This window comes from Dactylosporangium sp. CA-052675, assembly GCF_050947935.1.
Classification (GTDB): domain Bacteria; phylum Actinomycetota; class Actinomycetes; order Mycobacteriales; family Micromonosporaceae; genus Dactylosporangium.
The window spans coordinates 4,406,064-4,428,055 of record NZ_CP192010.1; the positions used below are offsets into that span (position 1 = coordinate 4,406,064).

General features: G+C 75.9%; 20 protein-coding genes. 8 read left to right on the forward strand and 12 right to left on the reverse strand.

Features of this window, described 5'->3' with window-relative positions; all coding sequences use genetic code 11:
* Positions 1–2: 2 nt before the first annotated feature.
* Both ACQP1P_RS20225 and ACQP1P_RS20230 read right to left on the reverse strand, forming a co-directional pair.
* The gene (locus tag ACQP1P_RS20225) at positions 3–881 is read right to left on the reverse strand and encodes a universal stress protein (protein WP_433088296.1); all 879 of its coding nucleotides are present in this window, start codon (positions 879–881) and stop codon (positions 3–5) included.
* 128 nt (positions 882–1,009) lie between these two features.
* Entirely contained in the window at positions 1,010–1,594 is a 585-nt protein-coding gene (locus tag ACQP1P_RS20230) for a hypothetical protein (RefSeq protein ID WP_433088297.1), read from the reverse strand.
* Between the two features lie 372 nt (positions 1,595–1,966).
* Between ACQP1P_RS20230 and ACQP1P_RS20235 the strand changes: the two genes are divergently transcribed.
* Positions 1,967–2,611, forward strand: a complete 645-nt coding sequence (locus tag ACQP1P_RS20235; RefSeq protein WP_433088299.1) for a hypothetical protein — start codon at positions 1,967–1,969, stop codon at positions 2,609–2,611.
* A gap of 163 nt (positions 2,612–2,774) precedes the next feature.
* On the opposite strand, the gene ACQP1P_RS20240 is transcribed toward ACQP1P_RS20235, so the two are convergent.
* A complete protein-coding gene (locus tag ACQP1P_RS20240) occupies positions 2,775–3,698 on the reverse strand; it encodes an aminoglycoside phosphotransferase family protein (protein ID WP_433088301.1) in 924 nt (307 codons plus the stop codon).
* A 65-nt stretch (positions 3,699–3,763) separates the two neighbouring features.
* Complete coding sequence (locus tag ACQP1P_RS20245) at positions 3,764–4,693, reverse strand: helix-turn-helix transcriptional regulator (RefSeq protein ID WP_433088303.1); 930 nt, start codon at positions 4,691–4,693, stop codon at positions 3,764–3,766.
* Between the two features lie 62 nt (positions 4,694–4,755).
* Between ACQP1P_RS20245 and ACQP1P_RS20250 the strand changes: the two genes are divergently transcribed.
* Both ACQP1P_RS20250 and ACQP1P_RS20255 read left to right on the forward strand, forming a co-directional pair.
* Positions 4,756–5,199: a VOC family protein gene (locus ACQP1P_RS20250; protein WP_433088305.1), complete on the forward strand. Its 444-nt coding sequence runs from the start codon at positions 4,756–4,758 to the stop codon at positions 5,197–5,199.
* 196 nt (positions 5,200–5,395) lie between these two features.
* On the forward strand, positions 5,396–6,112 hold the full coding sequence (locus ACQP1P_RS20255; RefSeq protein ID WP_433088307.1) for a hypothetical protein: 717 nt from the start codon (positions 5,396–5,398) through the stop codon (positions 6,110–6,112).
* 103 nt (positions 6,113–6,215) lie between these two features.
* Here ACQP1P_RS20255 and ACQP1P_RS20260 read toward each other — a convergent pair whose 3' ends face one another.
* The 5 genes from ACQP1P_RS20260 to ACQP1P_RS20280 form a co-directional block, all read right to left on the reverse strand.
* On the reverse strand, positions 6,216–6,695 hold the full coding sequence (locus ACQP1P_RS20260; protein ID WP_433088309.1) for a hypothetical protein: 480 nt from the start codon (positions 6,693–6,695) through the stop codon (positions 6,216–6,218).
* On the reverse strand, positions 6,685–7,437 hold the full coding sequence (locus ACQP1P_RS20265; RefSeq protein WP_433088311.1) for a hypothetical protein: 753 nt from the start codon (positions 7,435–7,437) through the stop codon (positions 6,685–6,687). Before ACQP1P_RS20265 ends, ACQP1P_RS20260 begins: the two co-directional genes overlap by 11 nt.
* Positions 7,434–8,135: an ABC transporter ATP-binding protein gene (locus tag ACQP1P_RS20270; RefSeq protein ID WP_433088313.1), complete on the reverse strand. Its 702-nt coding sequence runs from the start codon at positions 8,133–8,135 to the stop codon at positions 7,434–7,436. Before ACQP1P_RS20270 ends, ACQP1P_RS20265 begins: the two co-directional genes overlap by 4 nt.
* Before the next feature lie 125 nt (positions 8,136–8,260).
* A complete protein-coding gene (locus ACQP1P_RS20275) occupies positions 8,261–8,905 on the reverse strand; it encodes a response regulator (protein WP_433088315.1) in 645 nt (214 codons plus the stop codon).
* Positions 8,902–9,963 carry a sensor histidine kinase gene (locus tag ACQP1P_RS20280; RefSeq protein ID WP_433088317.1) on the reverse strand — a complete coding sequence of 354 codons (1,062 nt, stop codon included), beginning with the start codon at positions 9,961–9,963 and terminating at the stop codon, positions 8,902–8,904. Before ACQP1P_RS20280 ends, ACQP1P_RS20275 begins: the two co-directional genes overlap by 4 nt.
* Before the next feature lie 75 nt (positions 9,964–10,038).
* On the opposite strand from ACQP1P_RS20280, the gene ACQP1P_RS20285 reads away from it, so the two are divergent.
* Positions 10,039–12,741, forward strand: a complete 2,703-nt coding sequence (locus tag ACQP1P_RS20285; protein WP_433088319.1) for an ATP-binding protein — start codon at positions 10,039–10,041, stop codon at positions 12,739–12,741.
* On the opposite strand, the gene ACQP1P_RS20290 is transcribed toward ACQP1P_RS20285, so the two are convergent.
* The gene (locus ACQP1P_RS20290; protein WP_433088321.1) at positions 12,727–15,453 is read right to left on the reverse strand and encodes an AAA family ATPase; all 2,727 of its coding nucleotides are present in this window, start codon (positions 15,451–15,453) and stop codon (positions 12,727–12,729) included. The genes ACQP1P_RS20285 and ACQP1P_RS20290 overlap by 15 nt on opposite strands.
* 4 nt (positions 15,454–15,457) lie before the next feature.
* Positions 15,458–16,405 (reverse strand): alpha/beta fold hydrolase, encoded by a 948-nt coding sequence (locus tag ACQP1P_RS20295; RefSeq protein ID WP_433088323.1) that lies wholly within the window; start codon positions 16,403–16,405, stop codon positions 15,458–15,460.
* Positions 16,406–16,611: 206 nt separating this feature from the next.
* On the opposite strand from ACQP1P_RS20295, the gene ACQP1P_RS20300 reads away from it, so the two are divergent.
* Entirely contained in the window at positions 16,612–17,085 is a 474-nt protein-coding gene (locus tag ACQP1P_RS20300; RefSeq protein ID WP_433088325.1) for a cupin domain-containing protein, read from the forward strand.
* A 3-nt stretch (positions 17,086–17,088) separates the two neighbouring features.
* On the opposite strand, the gene ACQP1P_RS20305 is transcribed toward ACQP1P_RS20300, so the two are convergent.
* Positions 17,089–19,785: an ATP-binding protein gene (locus tag ACQP1P_RS20305; RefSeq protein ID WP_433088327.1), complete on the reverse strand. Its 2,697-nt coding sequence runs from the start codon at positions 19,783–19,785 to the stop codon at positions 17,089–17,091.
* Positions 19,786–19,901: 116 nt separating this feature from the next.
* On the opposite strand from ACQP1P_RS20305, the gene ACQP1P_RS20310 reads away from it, so the two are divergent.
* The 3 genes from ACQP1P_RS20310 to ACQP1P_RS20320 all read left to right on the forward strand — a co-directional run bounded on the left by ACQP1P_RS20310 (position 19,902) and on the right by ACQP1P_RS20320 (position 21,985).
* Complete coding sequence (locus ACQP1P_RS20310) at positions 19,902–20,240, forward strand: Imm51 family immunity protein (protein WP_433088329.1); 339 nt, start codon at positions 19,902–19,904, stop codon at positions 20,238–20,240.
* Between the two features lie 45 nt (positions 20,241–20,285).
* Positions 20,286–20,537 (forward strand): cysteine hydrolase family protein, encoded by a 252-nt coding sequence (locus tag ACQP1P_RS20315; protein ID WP_433088331.1) that lies wholly within the window; start codon positions 20,286–20,288, stop codon positions 20,535–20,537.
* 83 nt (positions 20,538–20,620) lie between these two features.
* Positions 20,621–21,985, forward strand: coding sequence for a glutamate decarboxylase (locus tag ACQP1P_RS20320; protein WP_433088333.1), 1,365 nt, complete (start codon positions 20,621–20,623; stop codon positions 21,983–21,985).
* The last annotated feature ends 7 nt before the right edge of the window (positions 21,986–21,992 follow it).

Genomic DNA, 21,992 nt, shown 5'->3' on the forward strand with positions numbered 1-21,992 from the left:
GCTCAGCGGGTCACGGCCACCGGGCAGGCGGCGTGATGGATGACCGCCTGGCTGACCGAGCCGAGGAGCAGTCCCGTGAACCCGCCCCGGCCGCGCGAGCCGACGACGAGCATCTCCGCGCCGGCGGACAGCTCGGCGAGCTTCGCCGCCGGACGGCCGGGCACGACGGACGATCGGAAGTCGACGTCGGGGTACTTCTCGATCCACCCGGCCGTCGACTCGGCCAGCGTGCACCGCTCCTGCTCGCGCAGCACCTCGGGGTCGTAGGTCAGCGGCATCAGGTCGCCGGGCCCGGTGGAGACGGGCCAGAGGTACACCAGCACCGCGGTCAGCCCGACCCCGCGGGACGCCGCCTGCTCGAACGCGAACCGCAGCGCGGGCTCGGTGTCGTGCGAGCCGTCGACCCCGGCGACGACGCGGCCGGCCTCGGGCCCGGCGGGACGCTCGTCGTGCCGGACGATGACCACCGGGCATGCGGCGTGCGCGGCCAGCTGCACGCCGAGGGAGCCCAGCAGCAGGCCGGCGAAACCGCCGTGACCCCGGTTGCCGACCACCAGGACGCGTGCGTGCTCGGAGGCCGCCAGCAGCGCCTGGGCCGGCGGCTGCATCTGCAGGGCGGTGGTGAGCCGGACGTCCGGCGCGACGGCCCGGGCCCGGTCCTCCGCCAGGGCCAGGATCTGCGCGGCGACGTCGTGCATGCCGCGCTCGTACGGCACGATGACCGGTGCCGCGATCGGTGTGTACAGCATCGGCCAGACGAACGCGTGCACGATGTGCAGCGGCAGGTCGCGCCGTGCCGCGTCGGCCGCCGCCCAGGCGACCGCGTCCAGGCTGGGCCTGGAACCGTCGATGCCGACGACGACGCTCTGCTCCGGGACCATGACGACCTCCAGGTGCTCGCGATGGCGGGTCTGCCTTCAGCGTTGCGCGGCCGCGGGTGAGTCTCGGAAGGAGACCGGCGCACGGCGAGGCCCGGGACCGTGGGGTCCCGGGCCTGGCCGTGTGGCGTTCAGATGAGCCAGCGGTTGCGCTGGACGAGGGGGAGCTTGGCCCAGTGCTTGCCGAGGCCCCAGGTCTGGCCGGCGTAGGCGGCGGCGAGGACGATCATGACGATGGCGTAGATGACGTGGTAGTCGGTGAGGGGGTTGGTCGAGCCGGTGGGTGTGCCCTTGGCGGTGTGCTGGGCGAGGGGGAACTCGGCGAGCCACATGAAGGCCATGAGCAGGGTGCCGGAGGCGGCGGCGATGCGCATGCCGATGCCGGTGGTGAGGGCGAGGCCGATGCCGAGCAGGCCGAGCATGAAGCCCCAGTTGGCGTACCAGGTGCCGGCGATGGTGTGGAAGAAGCCCTGCAGGGGGCCGGCGTCGACGTTGGCGAGGAAGCCCTTGGTGGGGTTGCCGCCGTTGATCCAGGCCTTGGCCGAGGGGGTCGAGTAGCCGAGGCCGAGGAGCTTGTCGGCGAAGGCCCACAGGAAGACGAAGCCGGTGGCGTACCGCAGCACCGCGAGCGCCTTCGCGGCGGTCTTCGTCAGCATGCTCCCCGGCGCCTCGACCTGCTCCAGTGCGCCGGTCCGGTGGATGTTCGCGGTGCTCATCTCGGCCTCCCTGTGCCGTGTTCCTCCCTGACACATGCATCGTCGCGCGTGCACCGCGTCCGCCGCCGGTGCCGCAACGCCCGACTGGCCCGGGTCCAAAGTCCCGAGGAAGTCCTGACGCACGGGCCGGCGTCCTGCGGACGGCAACGGCGCCGGACCGTGCCGCGCCCCGCCCGCCGGCTCTCGCGGCGGCGGTGCCTGACCGCCCGGCACCTCGCACAGCCGGCGACCGCACCGCGCGGGCCGGCCCGGGACAAGAGGTGCCGGAGGTCCCGCGCGCTCGGGCGCTTGTGCTCTGCGCCCGGACCCCTCGCCGCGTGCAGGCTGACGGCAGCACCGGGAACGACCTCACCCGCGGCCCAGGAGGGCACCATGAAGCGCAAGACCCTCGATCTCATTGTCGGTGTCGGCCTGGTCGTCCTGGCCGGCCTGCTGCTCGTCGCCGGCCTCGTGCTGACGAGCAACGCGAACTTCGCCAACGACTACGTCAAGAGCCAGCTCGGCCAGCAGCAGATCACGTTCAAGACCGCCGACACGCTCACCGCCGAGGAGCGGCAGTCGGCGTGCCTGGTGCGCTACGCCGGGCAGCAGCTCAACTCCGGCAAGCAGGCCGAGTGCTACGCCAACGAGTTCATCGGGCTGCACCTGAAGTCGATCGCCGGCGGCAAGACCTACGCCCAGCTCGGCGACGTGCAGACCGACCTCAAGGCGAAGCTCGCCGACGCGCAGAAGGCCGGCGACCCCGCGGCCGTCGCCGCCGTGCAGCAGCAGATCACCGACACCAACACCGCGCGGGAGACCGTCTTCAAGGGCGAGACCCTCCGCGGCCTGCTGCTGACCTCCTACGGCTTCAGCGAGTTCGGGGTCAAGGCGGCCCAGGCCGCGCTGGTGGCCTACCTCGCCGCCGGGCTGCTCTTCCTGCTGGGCGCCGCCGGGCTGGTGCACGCCGCCCGTACGCCGCGCAGCCAGGGCTTCGCGGTGCCGGAGGCGGCCGTCGAGGAGCCGGTCGGCGCCTGAGCGGGGCCGAGTCGCGAGACCTCGAGGACCCGGGCCGGACCGGCCCGGGTCCGTTCGTGCGCGCCGCCCGTTCCGGCGGGCCGTGGCGTTCCGGCGGGCCGTGGCGTTCCGGCGGGCCGTGGCGATGGCAGCGGCCGTGGCGTTTCGGCGGGCTGTGGCGATGTCAGCGGGCCGTGGCGATGAGGCGGTGCAGGGCGGCGCGGGCGGGCGGTCCCCACGTGGCCTTGCCGCCGGGTTCGCCGTGCACGCCGGCGTCGCCGATGAGCATGCCGGCGAGGGCCCGGCCCATCGCGCAGCCGCGGGCACGGCGCCGCGTGGCGGGGTCCGCGGCCGGTCGGTAGGCCGCGTAGAAGTGCCCGGCGGTGTCGTCCGGCAGCAGCAGCCAGGCGGCGGCGAGGTCGTAGGCCGGGTCGCCGGCGCAGAGGTCACCGAAGTCGATGACGCCGCAGAGGGTGCCGTCGCCGGTGAGCACGTTCGCCGGGTGCAGGTCGGCGTGGAGCCAGAGCGGCGCGCCGGTCCAGGGCGGCGCGGTGACGGCGTCGTGCCAGACGGCCCGCACGGCCCGGACGGTCTCGGGGTCGTCGATCAGTCCCCGCTCGACGGCCTCGGCGAGCGATCCGGCGAAGCCCTCGGCCCGATCGGCGAGGGGACCGCCGCGGTTGCGGCCGGCGGGCGCGCCGGCGGGGGCGGGCCGGTGCAGTGCCGTGAGGAACGCGGCCAGGGACTCGGCCGCCTCGGCGCCGCGCGTGACCGGCGTCTGGTCGGCGGGCGTGCCCGGCACCCAGGTCGTGATGAGCCAGGGCCGGGGGAAGCGCGCGGAGGGTTCGCCGAGGCGCTGCGGGACGGGGATCGGCAGCGGCAGCAGCGGGGCGAGCCCGGGCAGCCAGGCGTGCTCCTTGCGCAGCAGCTCGTCGGCGGAGCCGGTCGCCCACGGCAGCCGGACGGCGAGGTCGTCGCCGAGCCGCCACAGCTGGTTGTCCCATCCCCGTGCCCCGAGCCGGATCGGGTGCCCGGCGAGGTCGGGGTGCTGGTCGCGGAGCAGGTCCCGGACGAGTTCCGCGGTGATCTCGAGCTCGGCATGGGTCACGCGAAGCCACAGTAGCCGTCCGGGGACGGCGGCGGGGGGCTCAGCCGCGGCCGAGGGCGGAAGGCTCAGCCGCGGCCGAGGGCGGCGAGGCGAGCGGCGAACGCGGTGGCGGCCGCGCGCAGCTCGGGCGGCTCCAGGATCTCGGCCTCGTAGCCCAGCCGGGCCGTGTGGACGGCGATCGCCTCGAGGGTGTCCGCGGCGCAGACGAGCACGCACCAGCCGTCGCGGTCGTCCTCGACGCGGCCGACCTGGGGCGGGACGCGCCCGCGGACCTCGGCCGCGTCGGCGCGCAGGCGGATGCGGGCGGTGTGGCGGTACGGCGACTCGGCCACCGCGCGCTGGACGAAGGCCGCCGGGTCCGGGTGCTCGCGCGGGTGGAAGCGCCACGTCGTCGGCGCCACGGCGCGCATGCGGTCGAGGCGGAACGTGCGCCAGGCCTCGCGGTCGACGTCCCAGGCCATGAGGTACCACCGCCGCCCGGTCGTCACCAGGCGCACCGGCTCGACCGTGCGCTCGGTGTCCGGGTAGCCGAACCGCACGCGCACGGCGTCGCGGCAGGCCCGGGCCAGCGTCACCAGCACCTCCGCGTCGATCTGCACGCCCGGGCCGGCCAGGGTCTCGGTCGCGCCGTGGACCGCGCGCACCTCGGCCCGCAGCCGCGGCGGCATCACCTGGTCCAGCTTGGCCAGCGCGCGCAGGGCCGCCTCCCCGGCGCCCGCCACCCTGCCGGTCGAGGCCAGGCGCAGCGAGACCGCGGTCGCGATCGCCTCGTCGTCGTCGAGCAGGAGGGGCGGCAGCCGGGTGCCGGCGCCGAGCTGATAGCCGCCGCCGACCCCGCCCGTCGCGTGCACGGGGTAGCCGAGCGCGCGCAGCCGCTCGACGTCGCGGCGGATCGAGCGGTCGGTCACCTCCAGCTCGGCGGCCAGCTCCGCCGCCGTCCAGGAGGCGCGGCGCTGCAGCAGGGCGAGCAGGCGCAGCACCCGTTCGGCGGTCATGGGCTCGATCATTCCACCGATCACGGACCGTACCTGTCCGCGATTCGGGTAAGACTGAGGCCATGACGACCACCCGTGCCGTACAGATCGCGATCGACTGTGCCGACCCCGCCGCGCTTTCCGCATTCTGGATCGAGGCGCTCGGCTACAAGCTGCAGGACCCGCCGCCCGGCTTCGGCTCCTGGGAGGAGGCGCTCGAGGCGATGGGCGTGCCGCCGGCCGAGCGCAACCGGGCCTCGGCGATCCTGGATCCGCAGGGCAACGGGCCTCGAGTGTTCTTTCAGCGTGTACCGGAGGACAAGCGCGTCAAGAACCGCATGCACCTCGACGTCCGGGCCGCGCCGGGGCTGCAGGGCGAGGAGCGGATGGCGGCCCTCGAGGCGGAGGCCGACCGGCTGGCCGGGCTCGGGGCGAAGCGGCTCGCCCGGCACGAGCCCCGGCCCCCGCTGGCTTTCGGGCACATCGTGATGGCCGACCCCGAGGGCAACGAGTTCTGTCTCGACTGACGCGACTCGGGCGCGGCTGCGTGCCACGGGGGCACGCAGCCGCCGCACGCATCGACGGACGCGATACGGTACAAGCTCACCAGAGCGTCACGCAGGCCGGGAACGCCGCGGTGACACAGCCGGGGACCGTGGTCACGGCGAAGAACGACAGCCGTTCCCGGTCCGCGGTGGTGGGGGCGTGGCACGATAGCGGCCCATGGGGGATGACGAGGTCTTCGCGGAGATCGCGCGGCTGGTCGCGGCGGGGGAGTACCGGGACCGGTATCACGGCCGGGCCGGCCTCGACCTCGAGGGCGACCCGGGCGAGATCGGGGAGTGGCCGGAGGGCCAGTTCCACCGCACCTACCATCGCCGCACCGCGCGGTACGCGACCGCCCGCGCGAACGGGTGGCTCGAGCCGCTGCCGCCGCTCGCACCCGCGGCGCCGGAGCTGGTCGAGGAGGTGGAGGCGGCCGCCCGCCGGAAGCTTCCGCCGCTGCTGCGCCGCCTCTACCTGGAGGTGGCCAACGGCGGGTTCGGCCCGGAGTACGGCATCAAGGACCTGTGGGCGGGCCACCCCCTCGTGACGCGGGAGCGCCCGGTCGCCGGCCCGACCCGCCCCCGCATCGCGCGGCCGCTGTGCTCGTGGTGCAACGGCGGCCTGACGGAGATCGACCTCTTCGACGGTCAGGTCTGGGGCACGACGGCGTACGCGGTGCCGACCGGCATCCCGCGCTCCTACCCGCAGGGCCTGACCGTCACCGAGTGGCTGGCTCGCTGGCTGGAGGGGCGCGCCTACCCGCCGCTGCTCGTGCGCGACGGCGCCACCTGGCGGCCCGGCACCGAGGCCGAGGAGCGGGCCGCCTTCGAGGCGCGTGAGGAGGACCGCCGCCACCCCGACCCCTTCGAGGACGACGAGGACTGGCCGCACTAGGCGCCGCGGCCAGGCCTCACAACCATCCCACGGTTCGCGGTTGCTGTGTGATCCTGTACCGGTGGCTTGGCCAGGGCGGACCTGGCCCGGTGAAGCCGCCGTGCTAGGCATCCCGCCCGACCAGCGCGACCCACGCGGCGGCCAGTGCCGCCGCGGCCCACCCGGCCAGCACGGGCAATCCGGCCTCGTGCGGCAGATACGGCACGACCCGCGGCGCAACGGCCCGCAGCACGGGTGCCGCCATGACCGGTACCCCGGCCAGGAACGCCAGCGGCCAGACGACCCCGCGCGCCACCAGCGCCAACCCCAGCGCGAACAACGACAGCAGCACACACCGGGCGGACCACGACAGCACCGTGCTCGGCAGTGCTACGGCCAGCACCTTCAGGACGAAGAACCGATGCCGCGACGGTACCGCCCACAAGCCCGTCGCCCAACCCTCGCGCCCGCCCGCCACGACGGCCGCCGCGGCCATCGCGTGGGCCGCCAGGAGTGCGGCGTGCGCCAGCTCCAGGCCCAGGAACCCGGCCAGCAGCGCCCAGACGACCGGGAGCGTCGCGATGCGGTACCACTCACCAATCACGGCGCCGTACCACCACCGCGGCGACGGTCAGGGCGAGCGCGGCCCAGGCGGCGACGACCAGCGCGGCCACGAGCCGGCCGGAGCTCAGGGCGTCGTCGACGTGCGGGTCGAGCAGCAGGTTGCGCCCGGCGCTCAGCGGCCAGAGCGCGTCCAGCCACCGCGGCGCCGCCTGTGTCATGGTGACCGCCGTGACGGCGACGACGCCGAGCAGCCCGGCCAGCATGCCGCGCCCGGCGAGCGCGAAGGCGTGCCCGATCAGGGAGTACAGCACGGCGTACCCGAGGAACAGGGCCTGCGGCGCGACCGCGGACCACATCACGCCGGCCGCCAGCCACAGGAACGCGACGGAGATGACCGACACCAGCACGCAGACGACCGCCAGCCAGGCCGCGACCGCCACGGTCTTCGCCAGCACGAGCCGACCCTGGCGCGGGACCGCGAGCAGCGCGGCCCCCAGCCGCCGGGCCTCCAGCCCGCCCAGGATCGCTCCCAGCACCGGCAGGAACAGGCACATCTGCAGCGACGACCCGGCCGCCTGGTCGAGCAGCGCCCGGGTGGCCGGCTGCCGCTCGCCGATGAACAGCTCGATGGTGCCGTCGGGCGCGATGGCCGCGACCGCGTCCCGGGTCAGGCCGAGCGCCTCGCACTGCACGAGCACGTGGATCGCGAGCAGCACACCGGTCGCGATCCAGGCCGTGCGCGCGGCTCGCAGCTTCGCGAGCTCGGCCCGCACGGCGCTCACCGGGCCCCGCCGGTCAAGGCGAAGAAGGCGGCTTCCAGGGTACCGTGCGCCGCCACCACTGTCCCCAATGGACCGTCGGCCACCACGCGTCCACGGTGGATGATCACGACGTCGTCGGCGGTCTCGGCCACGTCGGCCATCACGTGGCTGGACAGCAGCACGGTGCGCCCCTCGGCCGCCGCCTCGCGGGCCAGGCGCCGCACCCAGCGCATCCCGTCCGGGTCGAGGCCGTTCGCGGGCTCGTCGAGGATCAGCACCTCGGGCTCGCCGAGCAGCGCGGCCGCGATGCCGAGCCGGCGGCGCTGGCCCAGGGAGTAGCGGCCGGTACGCTGCCGGGCCCGCGACGCCAGCCCCGCGAGTTCGAGCACCTCGCGGACCCGGCGCCGGGCGATGCCGTTGGACAGGGCCAGCCACATGAGATGGTCGACGGCCCGCCGTTCCGGCAACGGACCCGCCTCCTCGAGCAGCGCGCCGACCGTCCGCAACGGATGGCGCAGCTGCGCGTACCGCCGCCCCTGCACGGTCGCCGAACCGCTCCCGGCGCGCGCGAGACCGAGCAGCACGCGCAGGGTCGTCGACTTGCCGGCCCCGTTCGGCCCGAGAAACCCGGTCACCCGCCCGGGCCGCGCGACGAAACCCACCCCGTCGAGTGCGGCCACGCCCCCGTAGCGCTTGCACAGTCCGTCCACTTCGATCACCGCCCGAGCATCCGCGAGCGCCCGGGTTCCGTGCGTCCCCCGAAAGGAGACCGTGACTCGGCACGGCGCCGGACGGAGGCCGTGACTTCTCACGCTCCGGACGCGGACAGAGACCTCAGCGGACCTCAGCGCGGCTCGTGCAGCAGGCCGGCCTCGTGCGCGAGCACGGCCAGGTGCGTGCGGTCGTTGACGCCGAGCTTGGCGAACATGCGCCGCAGGTACGTGCGCACGGTCTCCAGGCTGAGCCGCAGCTCGTCGGCGATCTGCTGGTTCGACAGTCCCCGGGCGACGAGCCGGACCACCTGCAGCTCGCGGGCGGACAGCCGGGAGCCGGCGAAGGGGTGCGGCCGGGCCGGCGGCGCGAACTGCCGGACGAGCCGGGCGGTCACCTCGGGGGCGAGGGCCGCGTGCCCGGCGTGCCCGGCCCGGACCGCCCGCAGCACCTCGGCCGGGGCGGCGTTCTTGAGCAGGAAGCCGGACGCGCCCAGGGACAGCGCCCGGTACACGTAGTCGTCGAGGTCGAACGTCGTGAGCACGACGACGCGCGTATCGCCGCCCTCGAGGACGGCCGCGGCCGCGGTGAGGCCGTCGCCACCGGGCATCTGCACGTCCAGCAGTGCGACGGCGGGTCGCAGCGCACGCACCAGGCGCACGGTCGTCGCGCCGTCTCCGGCCTCCCCGGCGAAGCGGAAGCCTTCGGTGCGTTCGAACAGCGTGCGATACACCCGCCGGAAGGCCGGATCGTCGTCGGCGAGGAACACGCTGATCACAGCGGCACCCGAGCCGAGACCCGGAACTCGCCGTCACCGGGCGCCGACCAGGACAGCTCGCCCCCGGCCAGCCCCACCCGTTCCCGCAGCCCGGCCAGCCCGACCCCGGTCCCGGGCGCGGGCACGGGCACGGGCACGGGTGCCGGCCCGGCCATGGGCGCGCCTGCGGGCACGGGCCGCGGCGGGGCGGTGCTGTGCACGTCGACGACGGCCTCGGCGGGGGTGGCGTGCACATCGACCGTGCACACAGACCCAGGCGCGTGTCGCAGTGCGTTGCCGAGCGATTCCTGGACGACCCGGACCGCGACCGTGCCGCCGGGGTCCGGCAGGTCGCCGTCGATCCGTTCGTGCACGGTGAGCCCCGCGGCGCGGCTGGCCGCGATCACGGCCAGCAGACGCTCCCGGGCCGGTGCGACGGGCGCGGGTAGATCCCGCAGTGTCCGGACGAGGTGCTGCACCTCCTCCAGCGCGCCCCGGGCGTGCTCCTCGACGTCCCCGAGGGACTGCCGCAGTTCGGCCGCGTCGGCGTCGGGCAGGAGCCGTGCGACCCCGGCCTGGGCCGAGATCACGGCGAGCGCGTGACCGACCACGTCGTGTACGTCCCGGGCCACGGCGGCCTGCACCCTGGCCCGTTCCACCGCCTCGGCCGCGCGCGCCTGGCGGCCCGCCGCGGTGCCGAGCAGCCAGGACCCGGCCAGTACGACGGCGGAGAGCAGCACCCGCTGGCCGGCCGCCCGTGCGTCCCCCTCCGGCACGGCCACCGTCGCGCCGAGGACCGCCAGCCCGCCGACGACCCCGATGGCCAGGCCCCCGGCCTGTCCGGCGCGGTGGGCCGCGACCGGGTACAGGCACCAGGCGGCGGCCAGCATGGGGTCCTCGCCGAGTCCGAGCACCCAGCCGGCGGCCGTCACCGCCGCGGCGACGACGACCGCGGTCACCGGGGCGCGGCGGCGCAGCAGCATCGCCAGGCCGGCGACGGCTCCGAGGGCCAGCCCGGCCAGGCCGCCGGGCAGCGCCCAGAACCCGGCGACCACCACGACGACGGCGACGAGGTCCATCCGGCGATCCTACGATCCGCCGGACGCGTGGGATTGCCCGTCGAGCGGGGGAGACCGTCGGCAATGATGGACGCCGTGATCGAGCACGGTGCCGGGCTGTTCGGCCGTCAGGAGGCCACGCGGGCGCTGGGCGCGCTGGTCGAAGGGGTCCGTGCCGAGGGCGGCGCCGTGCTGGTGCGGGGCGAGGCCGGTATCGGCAAGTCGGCCGTGCTGGCCTGGACGGCCGGGCGGGCGGCGGACGCGGGGCTGCGGGTGCTCAGCACGACCGGTGTCGAGTCGGAGGCGCAGGTGGCCTTTGCCGGGCTGCACCAGCTGCTGGCGCCGGTGCTGGGGCAGGTCGATCCGCTGCCCGACGCGTTGCTGGCCGCGTTCGGGCGGGCCGGCGTTGCCGCGGTGGACCCGTCCCGGCTGGCGCTGGCCACGCTCGACCTGCTCGGCGAGGTCGCGGCCGAGCAGCCGGTGCTGCTCGTCGTCGAGGACGTCCACTGGCTCGATCGGGCCAGTGCGGACGCGCTGGCGTTCGTCGCCCGGCGGCTGGCGTTCGAGCCGATCGTGTTGGTTGTGGCGGCGCGCGACGGGTTCCACGGGCCGTTCGACGATCTGGGGCTGGCCGAGGTGCGGCTCGGGCCGCTGGGCCGGGCCGACGCGGCGGCGCTGCTGCGGGCGCGGGCGCCGCGGCTGGGGGCGGCGGTCCGGGAGCGGGTCCTGGACGAGGCCGCCGGCAATCCGCTCGCGCTGGTGGAGCTGCCGGCCGTGGTCGACGCGGGCCCGGTCGGGGTCGTCGCCCTGCTGTCGTTGTCGGCGCGGCTGGAGCGGGCGTTCGCGGCCCGCGTCACGGGGCTGCCGGCGGCCACCCGGTCGCTGCTGCTGGTGGCCGCGCTCAACGACGGGCCGGCGCTGGCCGAGGCCCTGGCCGCCGCGCCGGAGACCGTCGAGGAGGATCTGCGGCCCGCGGTCGATGCCGAGCTCGTGGAGGTCAGCGACGGGTCGATCCGCTTCCGGCATCCGCTCATGCGCTCGGCCATCCATCAGCGCGCGAGCCCCGACGAGCGGCGGGCCGCGCACCTGGCCCTGGCCGGCGTCGTGGCCGGCGATCCGGAGCGGCGGCCGTGGCATCGGGCGTCGGCGGCGCGCGGCCCCGACGAGGACGTCGCGGCCGATCTGGAGGCGGCGGCGGCCCGGGCGTACCAGCGTGGTGGCATCGAGACGGCGGCGGCCGCGCTGGAACGGGCGGCCGGGCTGACCGCGGACCCGGACGAGCGGGCCGAGCGGCTGCTGCGGGCCGCGGACCTGGTCGCCGAGCTGGGCCGGTGGACGGCCGTCAACGATCTGCTGATCCGGGCCGGGCAGGGTGAGCTGTCGGCCGAGCAGCGGGTGCGGCTGCGCTCGATCCGCGAGGTGTTCGAGGACGGCGTCGGGCCGGTCGCCACCGGCACCACGACGCTGGCCCGGCTGGCCGAGGGGGTGGCCCGGGCCGGGCGGCGCGAGCTGGCGGTGAAGCTGCTGGCCAATGCCGCCTCGCGGTGCTACTTCACCCAGCCCGGCCCCGAGGTGCGCGAGGACGTCATCGCCGTCGCGGAGCGGATCTTCGACGACGAGCACGATCCGCGGCTGCTGGGGTTGCTGGGCTTCGCCTCGCCGGTCGAGCGCGGTGCGGCCATCCTGCGGCGGCTGCCGGTGGCCCTCGAACGCATCGGTGGCGATCCCGCCCTGACGCGGCAGCTGGGCAACGCGGCGCTCTCGGTGGGGGCGTACGACATGGCGGTACGGCTGCAGGGTCCCGGTCTTGCCACGGCTCGGGCACAGGGGCGGCTGGCGACGCTGGCCCGGCTGGTCGGGGCCCGGGCCTGGTGCACCGTCAACCTGGGCGAGCTGTCCGACGCCATCCCGAATGCCGAGGAGGCCGTGTGGCTGGCGACGGAGACCTCGCAGCCGAACCTGCGAACGCTGGCGCGGGCCCATCAGGCGTCGGCGGCGGCCCTGCGGGGTGACCACGACGCGACCGAGCGGATCGCGGCCGAGGTCGAGCGCGAGGGGCTGGCCGTCGGGGCGCGGATCATCCTGGCCGGCGCGCAGATGGCGCGCGGGCTCTCCGCGCTGGGCGACGGGCGGTACGCCGACGCCTACGAGCATCTGCGCCGCGTCTACGACCCCGCCGACCCGGCCCACCACCTGTCGCTGTGCTATGGGCTGTCCAGCTACGTCATCGAGGCGGCGGTGCGCAGCGGGGCGGCCGGCGAGGTGCAGGCCCTGATGGCCGACCTGGAGCGGCGGGCCGCCGCCATCCCGTCGCCGGCGCTGCACATCGGCCTGCGCCACGCCCGCGCGCTGCTCGCCGACGACGAGGCACCCTACCTGGAGGCGCTCGCCGCCGACCTGACCGACTGGCCGTTCGCGCGGGCGCGGGTGCTGCTGGCGTACGGCGAATGGCTGCGCCGCCACCGCCGCGTGGCCGAGTCCCGGACGCGGCTGCGGGCGGCGCGGGAGGCGTTCGACCGCCTCGGCATCGGCCCCTGGAGCGACCGGGCCCGCGCGGAGCTGGCCGCCTCGGGCGAGCGGAGCCTGACCCGGGCGCCCGGGGTGCAGGACCTGCTGACGCCGCAGGAGCTGCAGATCGCGCAGCTCGCCGCGGCGGGGCTGACGAATCGGGAGATCGGGCAGCGGCTGTACCTCTCCCACCGCACCGTGAGCACCCACCTGCAGCGGATCTTCCCGAAGGTCGGGGTCGGCACGCGGGCGGCCCTGCGCGGCGTGCTCGGCTCGTCAGCGCAGGTCTAGCCGGCTCAGGTCCGAGCGGGACGTCACGCCCAGCTTGGGGAAGACGCGGTGGAGCACCGTGCTGACCGTGCGGTGGGACAGGTACAGCCGCTGCCCGATCTCGCGGTTGGTCAGGCCCTCGGCCGCCAGCTGCGCGATCTGCAGCTCCTGCGGCGTGAGCCGGTCGCGGGCGGCGGGGGTGCGGCTGCGGCTGGACTCGCCCGAGGCGCGCAGCTCCTGGCGGGCGCGGTCGCTCCAGGCGTTGGTGCCCAGCGCGTCGAACAGCTCCCGGGCGGTGCGCAGCCGCGTCCGGGACTCCGCGACCCGTCGCTGCCGCCGCAGCCACTCGCCGTAGGCCAGCAGCGCCCGGGCCCGCACGAACGGCCAGCCCGGCACGTCGGCGCGCAGGGCCTCCTCGTAGCGCTGCTCGGCCACGTCGTCCCCGGCGAGCACCGCGCGGGCGTGCCGCAGGCCGTTGTGCAGCGACTCCGCCGGGGTCAGCCGCGCCCGCCGCTCCATCGCCGCCATGACGCCCGCGACCGCCCCGGCCTGCCCGCTGCGCGCCGCCGCCTCGGCCAGGTCCCCGATCGCCGCGCAGCCGTGCATCACGTGGTACGCCGGGTCGGCGGGGTCGTAGAGGCGGGCCAGGGCGTCGTAGGCGTCGGCCGGCCGGCCGTCGGCCAGCGCGGCGAGCCCGCGGGCGTGCGCGACGACGGAGAGGGAGGCGGGCATGCTTTCGCGCTCGGCCGCGCCGGCCAGCCGCTCCAGCCGGTCGGGTTCGCCGCGCAGGGCCGCGATCTTGGCCTCGGTGGCCTGGGCCAGCGCCGCGAGGTGCGGCTGGGCGGTCTCGCCGGCCCGTCGCCCGGCCTCCTCGGCGGCGGGGGTGGCCACGCCGAGGTTGGCCAGCTGTACGGCGGCGTTGGCCTGGGTGATCAGTGCGCGGGCGACGAAGCCGAGCCGGCCCTGGGCCCGCAGCGGGCCGAGGGCGGCCGTGGCGAACTGCAGGCTCAGGTCGAACGCGCCCACCGCGGCGGCGGCGTTGCCGAGCAGCCGGGCGGCCAGCGGATCCCCGCCGGCGTCCGGCGCCCAGAGCCACAGGTTGTCGATGACCGCCGCGCCCCGGTCGATCGGCGCCGCGTAGGCGAGGATGCCGACCAGCCGGGCGTCGGCCGGGTCGATCGGCATCCGCTCGGCGACTTCGACGACGTCGCCGCGCACATCCGGCCCCGGATCGTTCCAGAACGTCGCCGTGCCGGCCGCGCCGAGCAGCATGAGGGCCAGGTCGGTGTCGCCGTCGGCCAGGACGCTGTGCGCGAAGCCGACCAGGGAGCGCACGCCCTGCCGGCCGTCGTGGGCGTGCTCGCGGAAGCCGCCTCGGACCCAGGTCAGCCGGGCCTGCTCGGCGGTGCTCAGGGTGCCCGGATCGACCTCGTCGAGCAGCCGGTCGACGAGGTCCTGCCGGCCCAGCTCGAAGGCGATCTCGGCGGCCCGGATGCGCCGGGCGATCCCGGCTCGGGGGTCGAGGCTGAGCTCGGCCGCGCGCTGCAGGGCGGCGACCGCCGCCACGACCGCGCCCTGGCGGTAGGCCCGGTCGGCGGCGGCGTCGAGGTCCGCGGCGATGCCCTCGTCCGGGCCGGGCGTCGCGGCGGCCCGGTGCCAGACCTGCCGGTTGGGCTGCCCGGCCAGGGCGTCGACGAGCGCCGCGTGGACGGCGGAGCGCTCGGCGGCGCCGGCCCGCTGCCGCAGGGCGGAGCGCATGAGCGGGTGGCGCAGGTGAAGCCGGGCTCCACCCGGTTCGATGTCGGCGAGGCAGGCGGCGACGGCGGGTCCCAGGTCCTCGGCGCCGCAGCGCCGCCCCGCGACGATGCCGCCGGCCGCGAGGACCTCGGCCAGCAGGTCGGTGTCGTTGAGCGCCGCGACCAGCAGCAGGGTCCGGGTGACGGCGGGCAGGGCGGCCACGCGGGCCCCGAATGCCTGCTCCAGCCGGGCGGTGAGCGGCAGCCAGGCGGCCGGGAACGCGCCCGCGCCGGCCGGGACCGGGGCCAGCGGCAGCTCGACCAGGGCCAGCGGGTTGCCGGCCGCCTCGAGCAGCAGCCGGCGGCGCAGCCCGGGCCGCAGGCCGGGCGCGCGGGCGTCCAGCAGCTCGCCCGCCGCCGCGGCGTCGAGCCGCTCCAGCCGCAGCTCGGCGAGGCCGGCCGCGTCGAACGGGGTGTCGAAGCCGTCGCGGATCGCGGCCAGCAGGACCACCGGTTCGGCCTCGAGCCGCCGCGCGACGAAGGCGAGCACGTCGGCGCTGGCCCGGTCGAGCCACTGGGCGTCCTCGACGAGCAGCAGGACCGGGGTGCCGGCCGCCGCCTCGGCGAGCAGGTCGAGCGTCGCCAGCGCGGTGAGAAACAGGTCAGGTCCGCCCTCGGCGACCGGCTCGCCGAGGGCGGAGCGAAGGGCGTCGCGCTGCGGGGCGGGGAGATCCGCGATGCCGGCCAGCACCGGCTCCAGCAGCGCCCGCAGGCCGGCGAAGGGCAGCTGCGGCTGCGACTCGACGCCGACCGCGCTGAGCACCCGCAGGCCCCGCCCGGCGGCCGCGCGGGCGCCCGCCGCGAGCAGGACCGACTTGCCGATGCCGGGCTCCCCGCGCACCAGGACGGCCGCCCCGCGTCGGGCGATGCCGTCGAGGAGCTCATCGAGGCGGCGCGACTCTTCGCGCCGCCCGAAGAGGATGTCGCCCGGCGTCATGCGCTCAGTCTAGGAACCGCAGCAGCGCCCGCGTGAGCTCCGCCGGGTGCTCCTCGTAGATCCAATGGCCGGAGTCACCGACCACGAGCGGGGTGACGTTCACGGCGTAGCCGGCGGCCTGGCCGGCGACCTTGTCGCGCAGGCTGCCGCTCGCCCCGATGGCCAGCACGGGCACGGTGAGCTTCGTCTGCCCGAGCCGGGCGTTGTCGTCGATGTCCTTCGGGAACGCCCGGAACCACTCGAAGCTGGCCCGCAGGTGGGCCGGGTCGCGCAGGTACGAGGCGAACTCCCGCACGTCGGCGTCGGTGACGGCGCCCTTGCGCACCTCGAGCGAGTCGATGAACCCGCCCACCCACTGCTCCTCGCGGCCGCTGACCGTGCGCTCGGGCAGGCCGTTGGTGAGGCTGAAGAAGCCGAAGTTCCAGACGCCCGGGCCGTCGGCGGTCAAGGACGGGAAGTTGTACAGGCTGAGGTCCGGAATCGGCGCCTCGCTGAGCACGAGCCGGGTCACGTCGCGCCGGTACGTGGCCGCGTAGGAGTAGGCGACCATCGTGCCGATGTCGTGGCCGACGATGCGGATGCCGTGCTCGAGGCCAAGCTGGACCAGTAGCCCGTGCACGTCGGCGGCCATCGTCGCCTTGTCGTAGCCGCCGGCCGGGGCGTCGCTGCGCCCGGCGCCGCGCAGGTCGGGCGCGATGACCGTGTAGTGCTTCGCGAGCTCGGGCAGCAGGCCGCGCCATTCGTACCAGGTCTGCGGGTAGCCGTGGATGAGGACCAGCGTCGGGCCGTGCCCGCCGCGGACGTAGTTGAGCGAGACGGCGCCGACCTTGGCCCGCTGCTCGGTGAACCCGGCCGGCACCCGCCGCTGCGGTGGGCCGGCGGCGGCGCCGGAGCCGAGCGCGAGCACCAGGCCCAGGACGGCGAGCAGGAACGCGAGTGGACGACGAGCCATGACTCTCCTCAGCGGATCGGGGATGACGTGCATCGAGGGTGCTCGACGGGCCGGGCCGGGCGCATCCGTCACGTGACTGCGGTGCCGGCCCGGGTTCGCGGGCGGGTGCGCCGTAGCCGTACTGATGCCCGGCCGGCGCGGCCTGTCCAGACTGGCCGTGCCCGTCCTCCGGTCCGGAGGGCGACGAGGAGATCGGGGACCGCGCCGTGGACGATCCGTACCCCCTGCAGCCGCTCGAAGGGCGCCCGTCGTTCTGGTTCCTGGGCGGCCGGGTGCACGTGAAGGTGCCGGGGGAGCGCACCGACGGGCATCTGAGCCAGCTCGAGTTCGACGACCCGCTGGGCCAGGCCCCGCCGCTGCACGTGCACGACGGCGAGGACGAGGTCTGGTTCGTCCTCGACGGCAAGGTCACCTTCTTCGTCGGCGAGCGCTCCTTCGACCTGGAGGCGGGCGCGATGGCCCTCGGCCCCCGCGGCGTGCCGCACAGCTACCTGGTGCGCTCGGCCCGGTCCCGGATGCTGGTGAGCTACGGACCGGCCGGCATCGAGCGGTGGTTCGCCGAGAACGGCTCCCCGATCGCCGCGATCGACGACGCCCCGGCCGCGTTCGACATCGGCAGGATCATCGCCTCGGCGGAGCGCTTCGGCCTGCGCGTGGTCGGGCCGCCGCCGTCGCTGTAGGGCTCACTCGCCCGGCATGGCCTCCAGCGCGTCGCGCAGCTCGGCCCGGCCGGTGATGCCGAGCTTCGGGAAGATGCGGTACAGGTGCGAGCTGACCGTCCGGTGAGACAGGAACAGCTGGTCGGCGACCTGCTTGTTGGTGTGCCCCCGGGCGGCCAGCCGGGCGATCTGCAGCTCCTGGCTGGTCAGCTGGGCCAGCCGGCTCTCGGTGCGCCGCTGCACGACCAGCCCGGAGGCGCGCAGCTCGGTGCGGGCCCGTTCGGCCCACGGCCTGGCGCCGGCGGCGTCGAACGCCCGCATCGCGGCGGCGATCTCGTCCCGGGCCTCGCCGATGCGGCGCTTGCGGCGCAGCCACTCGCCGAACGCGAGCCGGGTCCGGGCCGCCTCCAGCTGGTGCCCGGCGATCCCGGGCTCGGCCAGCGCCCGCTTGAAGTGCTCCTCGGCCTGGTCGGTGAGCAGCCCGCGCGAGCGGTGCGCGAGCATCCACAGCAGCGCCGAGTCGAGGGCCCGGGCGGCGGCCTCGACCTCGTCGATCCAGCCGGCCGCCCGCCCCGTGTCCCGGGCCCGGACCGAGGCCTCGACGAGGTCGCCGATGACCAGCAGGCCCGCCTCCGGATGGACCAGCACCGCCTCCAGCTCCCGCAGCGCGTCCTGGTGGCGGCCCTCGGCCAGCGCGGACAGCCCGGCGGCCCAGTGCCGGCCGGCGACGATCATGGCCGGCGGTGCCGGCGCCAGCTCCCGGCACCGCTCGAGCTCCGCCGCGGCCCGGGGGTGCTCGCCGCGCCAGGCGTGCACCCGCGCCGCGATCACCGCCGAGTGGGCGGCGATCGCCGGCAGGTCGAGCTCCTCGGCCAGCCGGCCGGCCTGGTCGGCGTCGGAGACCGCGTCGGAGAGCCGGCCGGCCGTCAGCCGGACCCGCGAGAGCCGGCCCAGCGTCATGGCGTGGTCCGCGACCGCGCCGTCGCGCCGGAAGGCCTCCGCGGCCGTCGACCAGCCCTGCTCGGCCAGGTCCCAGGCGTGCAGCGACTCCGCGGCCTCACCGATCCCGGCCGCGACGATCGGGGGCAGGGCGGGCAGGTGGGCGGCCGTCGCCCGCAGCGCCGGGGTGACCAGGGCCGCGTGTCGCACCGGGTCCAGGGCGGCCAGGGCCAGGACGACCCGCAGGTCGGCGGCGGGCAGGCCGAGCGCCCGGATCTCGTGCTCGACCTGCGTCCGGACGGCCGGCGCGGCGCCGTCGGTCATGCACCGGAACGCCGCCTGCACCAGCGTCGCCGCGCCGACGTCGAGGTCGTGGGGCACGGCGGCGCGGCCGACGGCGACCGTCTCGACCAGCCCGCGCATCGGCAGGTTGGCGTTGGTCGCCATGATGATGTGGGTGAGCACGAGGTTGGCGTGCAGCACCGGGTCGGCGCTGGCCCGGGCCGCCTCGGCGATCAGCCGGTCCACGGCGGAGGTGAGCCCGGCCTGGCGGGCGGCCTCGGCGGCCAGGCCGAGCCGGCGGCCGCGCTGGTCCGGGTCGGGGGACAGCTCGGCGGCCCGCTCCAGGGATCGCATCGCGTCACCGACCGCGCCGCGGGCCCGGTCCCGCTCGGCGGCGGCCTCGAGGTCGGCGGCGACCGGCTCGTCGCGGCCGACGGTGGCGGCAGCCCGGTGCCAGGCGGCCCGGACGGGGTCGTCGGCCAGGGCCTCGGCGAGGGCCCGGTGCATGGCCACCCGCCGGGCGAACGGCGCCGCGCCGTAGACGGCCGAGCGGACCAGCGGGTGGCGGAACTCCAGCCGGTGGCCGACCGAGCGGACGAGCCCGGCGTCCTCGGCCGGGACGAGCTGCTCCAGGCCCAGGCCGAGCCGCGCGCCGGCCATCGTCAGCTCGGTCAGCGACGACTCGGTGTTCACGGCGGCCAGCAACAGCAGGTCGCGGGTCGGCTCGGGCAGGGCGTCGACCTGCCCGGCGAACATGTTCTCGAGCCGGACACCCAGCGGCAGCCGGTCGGGCAGGATCGTCGCGTCGTGCAGGCCGCGGTCCTCGATGCCGCGGGTCAGCTCGACCAGGGCGAGCGGGTTGCCCTCGGCCTCGGCCAGCACCCGGGCCCGGGCCTCGCGGCTCATCGCCGGGTTGAGCCCCGTCACCAGCTCGGCCGCGACGGCGTCGGGCAGGCGGTCCAGCCGGATCTGGCGCATGCCGAAGGGGGCGAGCGGGTCCCGCTCGCCGGTCCGGCACGTGGTCAGCAGCACGATCCGGGTCTCGGCCAGCCGCCGCGCGACGAAGCCGATCATGTTGACCGTCGGCTGGTCCATCCACTGCACGTCCTCGATGACCAGCAGCAGCGGCCGGGTCTGCGCCACCTCCTCGAGCAGGCCCAGCACCGCGACGGAGATCAGCAGCCGGTCCGGCGCGGTGTCCGGCCCGATGCCGAACGCGCTGCGCAGCGCCGCGCGCTGCCGCTGCGGCAGCGCGTCGACGCGGTCCACGACGACGTGCAGCAGCTGGTGCAGCCCGGCCAGGCCGACCCGGGTCTCGCTCTGCACGCCGACGCAGGTGAGCACGCGGAAACCGGCGGCGGTGGCCATCCGGCGCACCTCGTCGACCAGGGTCGTCTTGCCGATGCCTGCCTCGCCGTGCACGGCGACGGCGGCGCCGTGCTCGTGCACCTGGGCGAGGACCGTGCGCATGACAGCCAGCTCCGCGTCACGGCCGAGCATCGGCACCTCCCCGTCGCGACGGCGCCGGTCCGGTCCGGCCCAGGCCGAACGCTACGGACCGTCCGGCGCGACGGGCATACGTCACGTGACGGGTGTCGCCCCCGTATGCTGGGCGCGTGACGCCGCTGAAGATCGTCGAGACGCGCCCGGGCAACTACTCGCTGCTGCTCAACGCCGGGACGACCGCCGTCGACGGGCTCGTGGAGGAGCTGGGGCACGAGGCCAACGGCTACTTCTGGGAGGGCGTCGCGCAGCTGCTCGTCGCGACCGGGGCGCCGGAGCTGGAGGGGCGGGTCAAGTACGACCCGGAGGGCGGCATGTTCGTCGCCTACGGCACGGACCGTCCCGCCCTGGAGCAGCTCGGTGCGCTCCTGGCCGCCGTGGCGAACGACGCCGACCGGATGCGCGCCGTCGTGGCCCTGGCCGCCGAGCGCGGCATCGAGTTCGACGACTGAGTCGGCGCGGTCCGAGCCCGGGCCGGCCGGGTCGGGGCCGGCCGGGTGAGCGCCTTCGCCGGCAGCGACCTGGACATGGTCCTGCGGGCCGGCGGGATCGAGCACCTGGTGCTCACCGGCATCGCGACCGGCGGGGTGGTGCTGTCGACCCTGCGGCAGGCCGCCGACCTGGACTTCGCCCTCACGGTGCTCGCCGACGGGTGCCTCGACGACGACCCCGAGGTGCACCGGGTGCTGGTCGGGAAGGTCTTCCCGCGCCAGGCCGGGGTGCTCACCGTCGCCGAGTGGGCGGCCTGAGCGGCGGCTCCCCGCCCGCGGGGCCATGTTCTCACCTGCGCCGAGGGGCGACCGGCGGCCGCGCAACGGCCAGGCTTGTCCCCATGGCCAGTCGTCGCAGCCGCCCGGTCGTGCCGTCCCGCGCGTCCGTCGGCAGTGCCCCGGTACGCCTGCCGGATCTGGGCCTCGACGCGGAGGACGCCTACGAGGTCGTGCACGACGAGGCGATGCTCGACGGCAACGCGCGGCTGAACCTGGCGACCTTCGTCGGGACGTGGATGGACCGCCCCGCCGACCGGCTCTACGCCGAGACGCGCCAGAAGAACCTGATCGACAAGGACGAGTACCCGGCCACGGCCGAGATCGAGGACCGGTGCGGGCGCATCCTGGCCGCGCTGTGGCGGGCCCCGGACCCGGAGCGGGCCATCGCGACCTCCACGGTCGGCTCGTCGGAGGCGTGCATGCTGGCCGGGATGGCGTTCAAGCGTCGCTGGCAGGCGCGGCGGCGGGCCGAGGGCCGCTCCACCGACCGGCCCAACCTGGTGCTCAGCTCGGCGGCGCAGGTGTGCTGGGAGAAGTTCGCGAACTACTGGGAGGTCGAGCCGCGGTTCGTGCCGATCACCGAGGACCACCCCACGCTCGACGGTCACGACCTGGAGCGGTACGTCGACGAGCGGACCATCGGCGTGGTGGTGATCCTCGGGGTGACGTACACCGGCATGTACGAGCCGGTCGAGCAGGTCGCCGCCGCGCTGGACCGGATCCAGGCCACGCACGGCCTCGACGTGCCGATCCACGTCGACGCGGCCTCGGGCGGATTCGTGGCACCGTTCCTGCAGCCGGAGCTGCCCTGGGACTTCCGGGTCGGGCGGGTGCACTCCATCAACGCCAGCGGCCACAAGTTCGGCCTGGTCTACCCGGGCGTCGGGTGGGTGGTGTGGCGCGATGCCGGGCTGCTGCCGGAGGAGCTGGTGTTCCGGGTCAGCTACCTCGGCGGCGACATGCCGACGTTCTGCCTGAACTTCTCCCGCCCGGGGGCGCAGGTGCTGCTGCAGTACTACACCTTCCTGCACCTGGGCCACGAGGGCTTCCGGCGGGTGCACGCCACCGCCCAGGACGTCGCGCGGGGACTGGCCGCGGGCATCGCCGGGCTCGGCCCGTTCGAGCTGTGGAGCGACGCCGAGGACATCCCGGTGTTCGCCTACCGCATGCGGCCCGGCCACCCCGGCCCCTGGAACCTGTACGACCTCAGCGCCGTCCTGCGCCAGTACGGCTGGCTGGTGCCCACGTACCCGATGCCCGACGACCTCACCGACACCACCGTGCAGCGCATCGTGGTGCGCAACGGCATGTCGCACGACCTCGCCCGCAAGTTCCTGGAGTCGATGGGGGAGGCCGTCGAGCACCTCGAGCGCCTGGACCGGCCGCTGCCGCACCCCGGCGGGCAGCGCTCCGCCTTCCACCACTGACGGTTCG

Coding starts and splice junctions, on each gene's coding strand:
- ACQP1P_RS20225 (WP_433088296.1), bottom strand. CDS start 881: ATGGTCCCGGAGCAGAGCGTCGTCGTCGGCATCGACGGTTCCAGGCCC.
- ACQP1P_RS20230 (WP_433088297.1), bottom strand. CDS start 1,594: ATGAGCACCGCGAACATCCACCGGACCGGCGCACTGGAGCAGGTCGAG.
- ACQP1P_RS20235 (WP_433088299.1), top strand. CDS start 1,967: ATGAAGCGCAAGACCCTCGATCTCATTGTCGGTGTCGGCCTGGTCGTC.
- ACQP1P_RS20245 (WP_433088303.1), bottom strand. CDS start 4,693: ATGACCGCCGAACGGGTGCTGCGCCTGCTCGCCCTGCTGCAGCGCCGC.
- ACQP1P_RS20250 (WP_433088305.1), top strand. CDS start 4,756: ATGACGACCACCCGTGCCGTACAGATCGCGATCGACTGTGCCGACCCC.
- ACQP1P_RS20255 (WP_433088307.1), top strand. CDS start 5,396: ATGGGGGATGACGAGGTCTTCGCGGAGATCGCGCGGCTGGTCGCGGCG.
- ACQP1P_RS20280 (WP_433088317.1), bottom strand. CDS start 9,963: ATGGACCTCGTCGCCGTCGTCGTGGTGGTCGCCGGGTTCTGGGCGCTG.
- ACQP1P_RS20290 (WP_433088321.1), bottom strand. CDS start 15,453: ATGACGCCGGGCGACATCCTCTTCGGGCGGCGCGAAGAGTCGCGCCGC.
- ACQP1P_RS20295 (WP_433088323.1), bottom strand. CDS start 16,405: ATGGCTCGTCGTCCACTCGCGTTCCTGCTCGCCGTCCTGGGCCTGGTG.
- ACQP1P_RS20305 (WP_433088327.1), bottom strand. CDS start 19,785: ATGCTCGGCCGTGACGCGGAGCTGGCTGTCATGCGCACGGTCCTCGCC.
- ACQP1P_RS20320 (WP_433088333.1), top strand. CDS start 20,621: ATGGCCAGTCGTCGCAGCCGCCCGGTCGTGCCGTCCCGCGCGTCCGTC.